Below are 13789 nucleotides of genomic sequence, written 5' to 3'. Positions count from 1 at the left end.
GTGTGGCGAAAGAAAGGCTGTCGTTCCGGAACGGGAATCTTGGCGGTGGACCGCGGCCTCACCCGCGGCCCGGATAGATCGCGCCCAGCCGGCGCGGTCCGCGAGCGCCGGTGACGCTGGGCAGGTTGCCGGCGCGATCGGACAGCCGCTCGCCGGCGAGCCAGGCGAACGTGGCCGCTTCGACGAAATCCGGATCGATGCCGGCCACCGCCGTGCTGTGCAGCGCGGCCGGTGCCAGCGCCGCCTGCAGGCCATCCATCAGTGCCCGGTTGTGCACGCCGCCGCCGCAGGCCAGTACCTCGCGCAGGCCGCCGGCCGTGCCGATCGCCGTGGCGATCGAGCGGATGCTGAGCGCCAGCAGGGTGGCCTGCACGTCTCGCGCGTCGCGGCCGGCCGGCAGGTGCGCGTCGAGCCAGTCCAGGTTGAAGTATTCGCGGCCGGTGCTCTTGGGCGCGGGCTGGGCGAAGTACGGATCGTCCAGCAGGCGAGCCAGCAACGGCGCGTCGACCGTGCCGCCGGCCGCCCAGGCGCCGCCGGCATCGCGCGCGGTACCCAGGTGCCGCGCCGCCCAGGCGTCCATCAGGCAGTTGGCCGGACCGGTGTCGAAGCCGATGACGCCGCCATCGGTGGCCAGGACCGTGATGTTGGCGATACCGCCGAGGTTGAGCACGCCGCAGGGCGCGCGCGCGCCGAAGGCTGCGGCATGGAAGGCCGGCGCCAGCGGTGCGCCCTGGCCGCCGGCGGCCACGTCGGCGCGCCGGAAATCGGCGATCGTGGTGATGCCGGTGCGCTCGGCGATGACCGACGGGTCGCCGATCTGCAACGTGAACGGGTGTGCCAGCGCCGGCCGGTGGCAGACGGTCTGGCCGTGCGAGCCGATCGCCGTCACCGCGGCCGGATCGATGCCGGCGTCGCGCAGCAGCGCCAGCGCGGCATCGGCGAACGCGGCGCCGACCTCGACGTCGAGCGTGCCGTAGTCGTCCAGGGCGATGCGCGCGGACGAGCGGGCCAGGTCGAGGATGCGCCGGCGCAATGCGTCGGGATAGGGTGCCGTGGTCGTCGCGACGATGCGCCGTTCGGCGCCGAGATTCAGCAGGGCGGCATCGATGCCGTCGGCACTGGTTCCGGAAATGAGGCCGAGATAGAGGCCGTCAGCCATTGCCCGCCGACCGCGGGCTGCTCGAGGCCAGGCGGCTGCCGTCGACCATCTGCAGCTTGGCCAGCATCGGCGAGGCCTGCTGCCGGAAGCGGGCGAGTTCGCCGGCCGGCAGCGGGGCGGCCGGCGGCAGCGTGACGGTCAGCGGGTCGCGGTGGGCACCGGCGACGCGGAATTCGTAGTGCAGGTGCGGGCCGGTCGCCAGGCCGGTGGCGCCGACGTAGCCGATCGTCGAACCCTGCGAGACGCGCTGGCCGACCTTGATGTTCGCGAAGCGCGACATGTGACCGTACAGCGTCGTGTGCTTGCCTTCGTGCTGGACGATGACGGTATTGCCGTAGCCGTTCTGCCAGCCGCGGAACGTCACCTTGCCGTCGCCGGCCGCGCGAATCGGCGTGCCGGTCGGCGCCGCATAGTCCACGCCCTTGTGCGCGCGCATGTAGCCGAGCACCGGATGCTTGCGGCCGGTGCTGAACTTGGACGAGATGCGCGTGAACTCCACCGGCGTGCGCAGGAAGCTCTTGCGCAGCGGGCGGCCGTCCTCGGTGTAGTAGACGGTCTCGCCGGTGGTGTTGGTGTAGCGGATCGCGGTGTAGCGCTTGCCCTGGTTGATGAAGGTCGCCGCCAGGATCTCGCCGTTGCGCAGGCGCTCGCCCTCGCGGTAGACCTCGTCGTAGATCACGCTGAAGCTGTCGCCCTCGCGCAGGTCCTGGGCGAAGTCGATGTCGTAGCCGAACGCGTTGGCGAGCTTGATGACCATGGCGTCGCTGATGCCGGCCTGCTCGCCGGCGTCGAACAGCGATCGCGTCACCACGCCGTGGGCGACCTGGACGCGGCGCTCGACCAGGCGGTCCTGCACCGCTTCCTGCACGCCGCTGCCGTCGAACTGCAGCGTGACGCGGGCGTTGTCGCCGCGGTCGAACCGCATCGCCGTCAGGCTGCCGTCGGCCGCCACGTCGAACGCGAACTCGTCGCCCGGGCGGATCCGGCGCAACGCCGAGGCGTCGTCCTGCGCGTCGAGCGCGCGCTGCAGGTCGGCGGGCGAGAGGCCCTGCTCGCGGAAGATGTCCGACAGCGACTGGCCGGCCTGGACGCGCACGATCCGCCATTCCCGCTCGTCGGCGCCCGGCTCGGCACCGGCCAGGGCGGCGATCGCCGGGTCGGCCTCGTCGAGCGGCCGCTGCGGCAGATCCAGCGAGACGGTGGTATAGGTGACCGGTACCGGATCCTGGCGGGTGGCGCCGGCGAACGTCGGCACGATGAAGCCGGCCAGCACGATCAGCGTCACGGCGGCGCCGCCCAGGACCCAATGCTCGCGGCGCCAGGACACCGGCGCGGCGGCGACGTTCTGGACGAAGGTCCAGTTCGCGCAGCGCGAATAGAACTGAAAGTAGTGACGCTGGGCCCAGCGGCGGATGGCGAGACGACGATTGCTCTGGCGGGTGGCCTGCGGCCGCTGGGAATGGTCGGTCACTGGTGTCGCCTCGGGGGTACTGGCGGCGTACCATACCGGCCCCCCGCGAGCGCCGTCAACGCCAATGATTACGCGGGTTTGCGCGATTTTCTTGAGTAACGAATAATTAACGCGGAGACACGGTCGGGCAGCCCCCGTCCCCCTCCATCCCCGCTGGCCAGACTCCCGGATTTTTCATGTCGGACATCCCATCCGCGCTCGACCTGATCGGTCGTGGCGCCGAAGAAATCATCAAGCGCGAAGACCTGGAGGCCCGGCTGCGGCTGGGACGGCCGCTGCGCATCAAGGCCGGCTTCGATCCGACCGCGCCGGACCTGCACCTCGGCCATACCGTCCTGCTCAACAAGATGCGCCAGTTCCAGGATCTGGGACACCAGGTGATCTTCCTGATCGGCGACTTCACCGGGATGATCGGTGATCCCACCGGCAAGAACGTCACGCGCAAGCCGCTGACCCGCGAGGACGTGGAGGCCAACGCGCAGACCTACGCCGACCAGGTGTTCAAGGTGCTCGACCGGGAGCGCACCGAGGTCCGCTTCAATTCCGAGTGGTTCGGCAGCATGGGCGCGGCCGACATGATCCGGCTGGCCGCCCAGCACACCGTGGCGCGCATGCTCGAGCGCGACGACTTCGCCAAGCGCTACGCCGCCCAGCAGCCGATCGCCATCCACGAGTTCCTTTATCCGCTGGTGCAGGGCTACGACTCGGTCGCGCTCCGGTGCGACGTCGAGCTCGGCGGCACCGACCAGAAGTTCAACCTGCTCATGGGGCGCGGCCTGCAGGAGCACCATGGCCAGCCGGCGCAGATCGTGCTGACCATGCCGCTGCTGGAAGGCCTGGATGGCGTCAACAAGATGTCCAAGTCGCTCGGCAACTACATCGGCATCAACGAGCCGGCGATCGACATCGTCACCAAGACGATGAAGATCGACGACGTGCTGATGTGGCGCTGGATCGACCTGCTGAGCTTCGAGATCGGCCTTGCCGAGGCGGCCCGGTTCAAGCAGGACATCGAGGCCGGCCAGCTCAACCCGCGTGACCTCAAGCTGCGCCTAGCGCGCGAACTGGCGGCACGCTTCCAAGGCGCGGCCGCGGCCGAGCAGGCGATCGCCGGCTGGCATGCCGTGGTGCGCGGCGAGGGTGATACCGCCCTGCTGCCGCTCAGCACCCTTCCGGTGCCGGTCGAGGGCCTGCGGCTGCCGGCCTTGCTGACCGCGGCCGGCCTGACGGCCAGTAACTCCGAGGCCAGCCGCAAGCTCAAGGAGAACGCCGTGCGCATCGATTCACAGGTAGTGGTCGACGCGCAGCGCGTGTTCGCGCCGGGGTTCGAGGGCGTGCTGCAGGTCGGCAAGCGCACGTTCGCGCGCGTACGCCTGACCGCCATCTAGCTGCATGCCGTGCCCGCCGCGCGTGTTTTCATGCGTGCGGCGAAAATTTTTCGTCTTCCCCCTTCCCGAAACGGTCGTGTCTGGTTAGGATGCGCGCCCCCTGCAGGACAGGCCGCGAGGCCGGGCGGGGTGGCAGGAAGGCCGCACAAGGAAGCGACGCCCGGGAGGGCGAAGAAAGTGAGCGGCGGGTGTTGACGGAAAGGAATTTGGTTGTATGATGCACGGCTCCCTCGGACGAAACGTCATGAGGAGCGGGACGAAGAAGGTTCCGCAAGCGATTGATCTTTGACAGTGCGCGCAGGTGACTTGTGTGGGCGCCTTGGGATGGAGAAGTCCATCGATACCAAGAAAGCGTCCAAGCAAGTTCAAAGCAGCAAGCTTTACATGCTTGGGTTGACTTTCAGAAAGAACAAGCCGCTGGGGAAACCTGGTGGTTGCAAGATCTAACTGAAGAGTTTGATCCTGGCTCAGAGTGAACGCTGGCGGCAGGCCTAACACATGCAAGTCGAGCGGCAGCGCGGGGGCAACCCTGGCGGCGAGCGGCGGACGGGTGAGGAATGCATCGGAATCTGCCTCGTTGTGGGGGATAACGTAGGGAAACTTACGCTAATACCGCATACGACCGAGAGGTGAAAGTGGGGGACCGCAAGGCCTCACGCGACGAGATGAGCCGATGCCGGATTAGCTAGTTGGTGGGGTAAAGGCCCACCAAGGCGACGATCCGTAGCTGGTCTGAGAGGATGATCAGCCACACTGGAACTGAGACACGGTCCAGACTCCTACGGGAGGCAGCAGTGGGGAATATTGGACAATGGGCGCAAGCCTGATCCAGCCATGCCGCGTGTGTGAAGAAGGCCTTCGGGTTGTAAAGCACTTTTGTTGGGGAAGAAAGCGTACGGATTAATACTTCGTGCGGATGACGGTACCCAAAGAATAAGCACCGGCTAACTTCGTGCCAGCAGCCGCGGTAATACGAAGGGTGCAAGCGTTACTCGGAATTACTGGGCGTAAAGCGTGCGCAGGCGGTTCGTTAAGTCTGCTGTGAAAGCCCTGGGCTCAACCTGGGAATGGCAGTGGATACTGGCGAGCTAGAGTACGGTAGAGGAAGGTGGAATTCCCGGTGTAGCGGTGAAATGCGTAGAGATCGGGAGGAACACCAGTGGCGAAGGCGACCTTCTGGACCAGTACTGACGCTCATGCACGAAAGCGTGGGGAGCAAACAGGATTAGATACCCTGGTAGTCCACGCCCTAAACGATGCGAACTGGATGTTGGGCACACTTTGGTGCTCAGTGTCGAAGCTAACGCGTTAAGTTCGCCGCCTGGGGAGTACGGTCGCAAGACTGAAACTCAAAGGAATTGACGGGGGCCCGCACAAGCGGTGGAGTATGTGGTTTAATTCGATGCAACGCGAAGAACCTTACCTGGCCTTGACATGTCCGGAATCCTGCGGAGACGCGGGAGTGCCTTCGGGAATCGGAACACAGGTGCTGCATGGCTGTCGTCAGCTCGTGTCGTGAGATGTTGGGTTAAGTCCCGCAACGAGCGCAACCCTTGTCCTTAGTTGCCAGCACGTAAAGGTGGGAACTCTAAGGAGACTGCCGGTGACAAACCGGAGGAAGGTGGGGATGACGTCAAGTCATCATGGCCCTTACGGCCAGGGCTACACACGTACTACAATGGTCGGTACAGAGGGTTGCAATACCGCGAGGTGGAGCCAATCCCAGAAAGCCGATCCCAGTCCGGATCGGAGTCTGCAACTCGACTCCGTGAAGTCGGAATCGCTAGTAATCGCGAATCAGCATTGTCGCGGTGAATACGTTCCCGGGCCTTGTACACACCGCCCGTCACACCATGGGAGTTGGTTGCTCCAGAAGCAGGTAGTCTAACCGCAAGGGGGACGCTTGCCACGGAGTGGTCAATGACTGGGGTGAAGTCGTAACAAGGTAGCCGTATCGGAAGGTGCGGCTGGATCACCTCCTTTCGAGTACGACTGATCCGCCCAAGGCGTCCACACAAGACACCTGCCTATTCAGAGCACACCCGTTCGCGGTCATGCGGTGCATGACTGACGGACGAGAACGCCGATCAAGATGGGTCTGTAGCTCAGGTGGTTAGAGCGCACCCCTGATAAGGGTGAGGCCGGTGGTTCGAGTCCTCCCAGACCCACCACTCGGCAAGCCCGGTACAGCGGCCATTTTGTGGGGCCTTAGCTCAGCTGGGAGAGCACCTGCTTTGCAAGCAGGGGGTCGTCGGTTCGATCCCGACAGGCTCCACCAGCTTCTCTGAATAAGCGCGCACTTAAGAATTTTGAAGCAGTCCGACGTTGAGGTCGGTCTGTGTTCTTTGACAACTTGGGACGTAAACAAGCGTTTTGGATCTGCCGATCCAGAATGTGTCGTTGAGGCAAGTAAAGCGAACGTCGAGGCTGTAGGACTCTGAGGCGACTTGGAGTTATATGGTCAAGCGACAAAGCGCATACGGTGGATGCCTTGGCGGTCAGAGGCGATGAAGGACGTGGCAGCCTGCGAAAAGCTCCGGGGAGCTGGCAACAAGCATTGATCCGGGGATGTCCGAATGGGGAAACCCACTCCGCGAGGAGTATCCAGATCTGAATACATAGGGTCTGGAAGCGAACCCAGGGAACTGAAATATCTCAGTACCTGGAGGAAAAGAAATCAACCGAGATTCCCTCAGTAGCGACGAGCGAACGGGGAACAGCCCAAAAGTGGTGCAAGTTCTAGTGGAGCGGTCTGGAAAGGCCGGCCATAGACGGTGATAGCCCGGTACACGAAAGGGCTTGTGCCATGAAAGTGAGTAGGGCGGGGCACGTGAAACCCTGTCTGAACATGGGGGGACCATCCTCCAAGGCTAAATACTCCTGACCGACCGATAGTGAACCAGTACCGTGAGGGAAAGGCGAAAAGAACCCCGGAGAGGGGAGTGAAATAGATCCTGAAACCGTATGCGTACAAGCAGTGGAAGCCCCTTCGTGGGGTGACTGCGTACCTTTTGTATAATGGGTCAGCGACTTACAGTTTGTGGCGAGCTTAACCGTATAGGGGAGGCGAAGGGAAACCGAGTCTGAATAGGGCGCATAGTCGCAGGCTGTAGACCCGAAACCGGGTGATCTAGTCATGCCCAGGGTGAAGGTCCGGTAACACGGACTGGAGGCCCGAACCCACTCCCGTTGCAAAGGTAGGGGATGAGGTGTGATTAGGAGTGAAAAGCTAATCGAACCCGGAGATAGCTGGTTCTCCTCGAAAGCTATTTAGGTAGCGCCTCAAGTATCACTGTTGGGGGTAGAGCACTGTTATGGCTAGCGGGTCATTGAGACTTAGCAAACCATTGCAAACTCCGAATACCAACACGTGCAAGCTTGGGAGACACACGGCGGGTGCTAACGTCCGTCGTGAAAAGGGAAACAACCCAGACCCGCAGCTAAGGTCCCAAAATCATGGCTCAGTGGTGAACGATGTGGGAAGGCATAGACAGCCAGGAGGTTGGCTTAGAAGCAGCCATCCTTTAAAGAAAGCGTAATAGCTCACTGGTCGAGTCGGCCTGCGCGGAAGATTTAACGGGGCTAAGCCATGTACCGAAGCTCGGGGTTCACACCTTTGGTGTGAGCGGTAGAGGAGCGTTCCGTACGCCTGTGAAGGTGAGTCGTAAGGCTTGCTGGAGGTATCGGAAGTGCGAATGCTGACATGAGTAACGATAAGGGGGGTGAAAAGCCCCCCCGCCGAAAGCCCAAGGTTTCCTCGCGCAACGTTAATCGGCGCAGGGTGAGTCGGCCCCTAAGGCGAGGCGGAAACGCGTAGTCGATGGGAAGCGGGTTAATATTCCCGCACCGCTCGTGATTGCGATGGAGTGACGGAGAAGGCTAGGTGTACCGGGCGTTGGTTGTCCCGGGGAAAGGCGGTAGGTGTGGATCTTAGGCAAATCCGGGATCCTCTACACCGAGCACCGAGACGAGTCCTTATCAGGACGAAGTCACTGAGGCCACGCTTCCAGGAAAAACTTCTAAGCTTCAGATCACGAGGACCGTACCGTAAACCGACACAGGTAGGCAGGGTGAGAATCCCAAGGCGCTTGAGAGAACTCGGGTGAAGGAACTAGGCAACATAGCACCGTAACTTCGGGAGAAGGTGCGCCCTTGATCGTGGCTCCGTGCGGAGCTGAGCGATCGGGGGCCGCAGTGACCAGGCCGCTGCGACTGTTTATCAAAAACACAGCACTCTGCAAACACGAAAGTGGACGTATAGGGTGTGACGCCTGCCCGGTGCCGGAAGGTTAATTGATGGGGTCAGCCGCAAGGCGAAGCTCTTGATCGAAGCCCCGGTAAACGGCGGCCGTAACTATAACGGTCCTAAGGTAGCGAAATTCCTTGTCGGGTAAGTTCCGACCTGCACGAATGGCGTAACGATGGCGGCGCTGTCTCCACCCGAGACTCAGTGAAATTGAAATCGCTGTGAAGATGCAGCGTTCCCGCGGCAAGACGGAAAGACCCCGTGAACCTTTACTATAGCTTCACGCTGAACGTTGAGTTCGTCTGTGTAGGATAGGTGGGAGGCGTTGAAACCAGGGCGCTAGTTCTGGTGGAGCCATCCTTGAAATACCACCCTGATGTGCTTGACGTTCTAACCTAGGCCCGTAATCCGGGTCGGGGACCGCGTGTGGTGGGTAGTTTGACTGGGGCGGTCTCCTCCCAAAGTGTAACGGAGGAGCACGAAGGTGCGCTCAGCGCGGTCGGACATCGCGCAGTGTGTGTAAGAGCAAAAGCGCGCTTGACTGCGAGATCGACGGATCAAGCAGGTGCGAAAGCAGGTTCTAGTGATCCGGTGGTTCTGTATGGAAGGGCCATCGCTCAACGGATAAAAGGTACTCCGGGGATAACAGGCTGATTCCGCCCAAGAGTTCATATCGACGGCGGAGTTTGGCACCTCGATGTCGGCTCATCACATCCTGGGGCTGTAGCCGGTCCCAAGGGTATGGCTGTTCGCCATTTAAAGTGGTACGCGAGCTGGGTTCAGAACGTCGTGAGACAGTTCGGTCCCTATCTGTCGTGGGCGTTGGAGATTTGAGAGGGGCTGCTCCTAGTACGAGAGGACCGGAGTGGACGATCCCCTGGTGTTCCGGTTGTCACGCCAGTGGCACAGCCGGGTAGCTACGATCGGAAGCGATAACCGCTGAAAGCATCTAAGCGGGAAGCGCGCCTCAAGATGAGATCTCCCGGGGCCTTGAGCCCCTGAAGGACCCATGAAGACTACATGGTTGATAGGTCGGGTGTGTATAGCAGCAATGCCGAGCTAACCGATACTAATGATCCGTGCGGCTTGATCATATAACTCCAAGACGCTTCCAGCCCCAACGGCATGTTCTGCCGGCAGGCCCGAACGCTTGTTTACGTCCCAAGTCCCCTATGTGAGACGGGCGCCCTCGGGCGCGGTCTCCGCCAGTTCCTTGGCGACCATAGCGGTGTGGTCCCACCCGATCCCATCCCGAACTCGGAAGTGAAACGCACCCGCGCCGATGGTAGTGTGGCTTAAGCCATGCAAGAGTAGGTCATCGCCAAGGGCCTCAAAGCCGACCCCCGCCTTACCGGCGGGGGTTTTTTGTTGTGCGCTGGACGCCAACCGCCAACCGCCGCTGCTCCATGCCGGCACCCACCGCGAACCGCCGGATCTCGCGCACCCGCGCCGGCCTATCCCGTACAGGTGAAACGAACTGCTATCGTTCCGCAGCTTCCGGCGAGGCTTTCCACGTGCACGATCATCAACGCGAGTTTCTCGAGCTGGCCCTGGCACGCCAGGCCCTGCGCTTCGGCGAGTTCACGCTCAAGTCCGGGCGGTTGAGCCCGTATTTCTTCAATGCCGGCCTGTTCGATTCGGGCCGGGCGCTGGCCACGCTCGGGCGGGCCTATGCGCAGGCGGCCACCGACTCGGGCCTGGCCTTCGACGGCCTGTTCGGTCCCGCCTACAAGGGCATCGTGCTGGCCGCCGTCACGGCGGCGGCCCTGGCGGACCGGCATGGCCGCGACCTGCCGTACACCTACAACCGCAAGGAAGCCAAGGACCACGGCGAAGGCGGTCTGCTGGTCGGCGCACCGCTGGCCGGCCGCGTGCTGATCGTCGACGACGTGATCACCGCCGGCACCGCGATCCGCGAGTCGCTGGCGCTGATCCGTGCCGCCGGCGCCACGCCGGCCGGTGTGCTGATCGCGCTGGATCGCCAGGAGCGCGGCCAGGGCGAGCGTTCGGCCGCCCAGGAAGTGGCCCACGAGTACGGCATCCCGGTCATCGCGATCGCCACGCTGGCCGATCTCCTGGCGTTTGCCGGCGAGCGCGAGGACCTGGCCGTTCATCGGCCGCAGCTCGCCGCCTATCGCGCGCGTTACGGGGTGTGACGGCGGTTCGGCGTCGGAAACGACGACCTCGCCTATACTCCCGTCGTCTGGAGGTGGACATGGCGTTCTACAGGGGAATCGCTCTTGCAGCACTGACGGTTCTGCTGGCTGCCGCGCAGCCGGCGGCGGCGCAGCGCTCCTCCCTGCCCGACCACAACCGCTACAAGTGGCGTGACAGCGAAGGGAACCTGCACTACGCGGACATCCCCACGCCCGAGGCCGTGCGGCTCGGCTACGAGGTCATCAGCCCGCAAGGCATCGTGATCCGCCGGGTCGAGCGCACCAAGACGCCCGAAGAACTCGCGGCCGCCAAGGCGGCGCAGGCCAAGGCACAGGCCGACCTGCAGGAGGCCGCGCTGCGCAGCCGTTCCGACTCGCAGATGCTGGTGGCGTTCCCGGCCGAGGCGGACCTGCTGCGTACCCAGCAGCAGCAACTGGACCTGCTCGACCAGACGATCAAGGCTGCGCGCATCAGCCTGCGCAGCCAGGAGGGCACGCTCGCCGACCAGCTCGCGCATGCCGACGAGCTCGAGCAGGCCGGCAAGCCGGTACCGGTCGTGCTGACCAACCGCATCCTCGATCTGCGCGAGCAGATCGACACCCACCGCAAGCTGATCGCGCGCAAGGAACAGGAGCGCGTCGAGACCGCCGAGCGCTTCGAGGCCGACGCAGCCCACTACCGCAAGCTCAAGCTCGCCCAGGACGAGCGGGCGCACTGACGGCCGGCCAGCGGCGGCCACGAGCCGCCGATTGGAAGAGCGTACCTGTGCTTGGCGCGGTTTCGTCGATGACCGATGGACCCGCCTGCCGTGAAGACCGGCACGCGGCCGCCGCGATCCCATGACGTGACCGGCCCGCGATGCGGGCCGGCCCGGTCGATCAGAACGGCAGCTTCAGGTCCGGATCCAGCGCCAGCAATTGCGCGCGGAAGGCGTCCTGGATGCGGTGCAGTGCCGTCGCATCGTCACCATCGAAGCGCAGCACCAGCACCGGGGTGGTATTGGAGGCCCGCACCAGGCCCCAGCCGTCGGGCCAGTCCGCGCGCACGCCGTCGATCGTCGTCAGCCGGGCGCCCTCGAAGCGGGCCTTGCCCTGGAAGTTCGCGATGAAGCGATGGGTCTGGCCTTCCTTCATCGGGATCTTCAGTTCCGGCGTAGAGACGGAATTGGGCAGCGCGTCGAAGATCTGCTTGGGCGTACGCTCCTCCAGGTCCCCGCCGAGGATCTCCATCAGCCGGGCGGCCGCGTAGATGCCGTCGTCGAAGCCGTACCAGCGTTCCTTGAAGAAGAAGTGCCCGCTCATCTCGCCGGCCAGCTCGGCGCCGGTCTCGCGCATCTTGGACTTGATCAGCGAATGTCCGGTCTTCCACATCAGCGGGACGCCGCCGTTCTGCAGCACGTTCTGCTGCAGCTTGCCGGTGCACTTGACGTCGTAGATGATCGTCGCGCCGGGCGCGCGGGTGAGCACGTCGGCCGCGAACAGCATCAGCAGCCGGTCCGGGAAGATCACCTCGCCCGCCTTGGTCACCACGCCCAGCCGGTCGCCGTCACCGTCGAACGCGAGCCCGAGGTCCGCATCGGTGTTCTTCACCGTCAGGATCAGGTCCTGCAGGTTGTGCAGCTCGGACGGGTCCGGATGGTGGTTGGGAAAGGTGCCGTCGACTTCGCAGTACAGCGGCATGACCTCGCAGCCGATCGACTCGAGCACCTGCGGCGCGATCGCGCCCGGCACGCCGTTGCCGCAGTCGACGACCACCTTGAGCCGCCGCTGCACCTGCACGTCGTCGGCGATCCGGTCGATGTACTCGCGGCTGACGTCCATGCTCTGCAGGCCGCCGCTGCCGCTGGTGTAGTCCTCGTCGCGGATGCGCTCGTAGAGCTTCTGGATCGCCGACTCGGCCAGCGTCTCGCCGCCGAGCACGATCTTGAAGCCGTTGTAGTCCGGCGGGTTGTGGCTGCCGGTCACGGCCACGCCCGACCCGGTGTTGAGGTGGTAGCAGGCGAAGTAGACCAGCGGCGTCGGCGCCAGGCCGATGTCGATGACGTCCAGGCCGGCAGCGCGCAGGCCCTCGATCAGGGCGCCGGAAAGCTCCGGCCCCGACAGGCGGCCGTCACGGCCGACGACGATCTCGCCGAGGCCGCGGCTGCGCGCTTCGCTGCCGATCGCCCGGCCGATGGCCCGCGCCGTGCCGATGGTCAGTGTCTGGCCGACCACGCCGCGGATGTCGTAGGTACGGAAGATGCCCTGGTCCACCCAGCCGTCGTCGGTGGCCGGGTGATCGGTCGGGGCTTCGGCGACCGCGGCGGGCGCAGGCGTTTCCGGCTTCGGCGGCTGCTTGATGACGTCGGACAAAAGCGTGTTCTCCTGAGGATGGGAAGGGCGCCGCAACAGGCCCAGCGCGCGCTCGAGGCCGGCCTTGCGCAGCCACAGGGCGGCCACGCCACCCAGCAGGCACAGTGCGGTCAGCACCGAAAGCAGCAAGGGTGAACGAGGCACCGTTATGAAATAGTTCGGCGGCGCCTTGCCGATGCGCAGGTCCGAACCGGCGACCGGCTTGCCGACATCCGCCAGCGAACTGGCATCGCCGTCGCCGATCGCCCGCAGCAGCTGGTCGCTGCGGCCGTCGCCCTGGCGCAGCTCCAGGCGCGCGCCGCTCAGGCGCTGGCCGGCGAACCGGTCGAGGATCGCCTGCGCCGGCCACTCGGCCAGCAGGTACGCGCGCGCCGGCCCGCCGGCCTCGCCGCCGACCGGCCAGGCCTGCAGCAGGACGGTGGGCTTGTCCTTCTCCTGCCGCAGCGCGGCGACGGTCGGCGCCGCGTCCGATTGCGCACGCATCAGCAGGGCAGCGCGGGCGTAGCCGACCTGGGCGAGGTCGTCGACCAGGACCGAACCCAGCGCGGCGTCGTAGAACCGCGCGGCGCCCAGCTCCGGCACGGTGGCCTTGATCAGGTTCGACGCCATCGCCAGGTCCGGCGTGGGCGACTGGAACAATTGCTGGACCGGCGCGCTACCCAGCGCGGCCTCGACCTGACGGCGCTGGTCGGCGATCCGCTTGCCGAACTCGGCCACCAGTTCGGTGCGCAGGCGCTCGGCCTCGATCGCGCCGCTGCTCTCGCGCATGACCAGCCAGGTCTGCCAGGCGAGAAAGGCCGTGCCGGCGAGCAGCACGGTCGCCGCGGCGACCGAGAGCAGCACGCGCGGATCGGGTCGGTAGCTCAGGCGCGGAAGACGCCGCTTGGCCGATGGTGATTCCTCGTTCCCCATGTCCTCCCCCGAGGGTTCGTTGCCCGTCGCGCCGCCGGCGGTACCGGGGCAGTGTGCCTGCCTGCACGTCGGCATTCCGAGAACGGCGCGCCACCTGCCGTCGAC

At 64.7% G+C, this 13789-nt stretch carries 6 protein-coding genes, 2 tRNA genes and 3 rRNA genes; 8 read left to right on the top strand and 3 right to left on the bottom strand.

Features of this window, described 5'->3' with window-relative positions; all coding sequences use genetic code 11:
* Window positions 1-58: 58 nt before the first annotated feature.
* Both I596_RS17165 and I596_RS17160 read right to left on the bottom strand, forming a co-directional pair.
* A complete protein-coding gene (locus I596_RS17165) occupies window positions 59-1159 on the bottom strand; it encodes an anhydro-N-acetylmuramic acid kinase (protein ID WP_067650754.1) in 1101 nt (366 codons plus the stop codon).
* Window positions 1152-2630, bottom strand: coding sequence for an OapA family protein (locus I596_RS17160; protein WP_067650752.1), 1479 nt, complete (start codon window positions 2628-2630; stop codon window positions 1152-1154). The genes I596_RS17165 and I596_RS17160 overlap by 8 nt, the downstream gene beginning before the upstream one ends.
* Before the next feature lie 176 nt (window positions 2631-2806).
* Here I596_RS17160 and tyrS point away from each other — a divergent pair, with 176 nt between their 5' ends.
* From tyrS to I596_RS17120, 8 genes are all read left to right on the top strand, one after another.
* Window positions 2807-4018, top strand: a complete 1212-nt coding sequence (tyrS, locus tag I596_RS17155; RefSeq protein WP_067650751.1) for a tyrosine--tRNA ligase — start codon at window positions 2807-2809, stop codon at window positions 4016-4018.
* 444 nt (window positions 4019-4462) lie between these two features.
* Window positions 4463-6001: ribosomal RNA gene (locus I596_RS17150) — 16S ribosomal RNA — on the top strand.
* 111 nt (window positions 6002-6112) lie between these two features.
* Window positions 6113-6189: transfer RNA gene (locus I596_RS17145), tRNA-Ile, on the top strand.
* A gap of 31 nt (window positions 6190-6220) precedes the next feature.
* Window positions 6221-6296, top strand: a tRNA-Ala gene (locus I596_RS17140).
* Between the two features lie 181 nt (window positions 6297-6477).
* Window positions 6478-9358, top strand: a 23S ribosomal RNA gene (locus I596_RS17135).
* A gap of 118 nt (window positions 9359-9476) precedes the next feature.
* Window positions 9477-9591: ribosomal RNA gene (gene rrf, locus I596_RS17130) — 5S ribosomal RNA — on the top strand.
* The 16S, 23S and 5S rRNA genes sit together here with 2 tRNA genes alongside, the layout of an rRNA operon.
* 187 nt (window positions 9592-9778) lie before the next feature.
* Window positions 9779-10420, top strand: a complete 642-nt coding sequence (pyrE, locus tag I596_RS17125; protein WP_067650748.1) for an orotate phosphoribosyltransferase — start codon at window positions 9779-9781, stop codon at window positions 10418-10420.
* Between the two features lie 59 nt (window positions 10421-10479).
* Complete coding sequence (locus I596_RS17120; protein ID WP_150132235.1) at window positions 10480-11139, top strand: DUF4124 domain-containing protein; 660 nt, start codon at window positions 10480-10482, stop codon at window positions 11137-11139.
* Between the two features lie 160 nt (window positions 11140-11299).
* On the opposite strand, the gene I596_RS17115 is transcribed toward I596_RS17120, so the two are convergent.
* Window positions 11300-13615: a phosphomannomutase/phosphoglucomutase gene (locus I596_RS17115; protein WP_335340372.1), complete on the bottom strand. Its 2316-nt coding sequence runs from the start codon at window positions 13613-13615 to the stop codon at window positions 11300-11302.
* Window positions 13616-13789: the final 174 nt, after the last annotated feature.

The sequence above is a fragment of the Dokdonella koreensis DS-123 genome, from assembly GCF_001632775.1.
GTDB lineage: Bacteria > Pseudomonadota > Gammaproteobacteria > Xanthomonadales > Rhodanobacteraceae > Dokdonella > Dokdonella koreensis.
Note: the sequence above shows the minus strand (reverse complement) of the source record. Positions and strands in the feature narration are given on the sequence as shown.

What these genes read in the sequence shown, in the direction of transcription:
- I596_RS17165 (WP_067650754.1), bottom strand. Translation starts at nt 1,159, where the DNA reads ATGGCTGACGGCCTCTATCTCGGCCTCATTTCCGGAACCAGTGCCGAC.
- tyrS (WP_067650751.1), top strand. Translation starts at nt 2,807, where the DNA reads ATGTCGGACATCCCATCCGCGCTCGACCTGATCGGTCGTGGCGCCGAA.
- I596_RS17120 (WP_150132235.1), top strand. Translation starts at nt 10,480, where the DNA reads ATGGCGTTCTACAGGGGAATCGCTCTTGCAGCACTGACGGTTCTGCTG.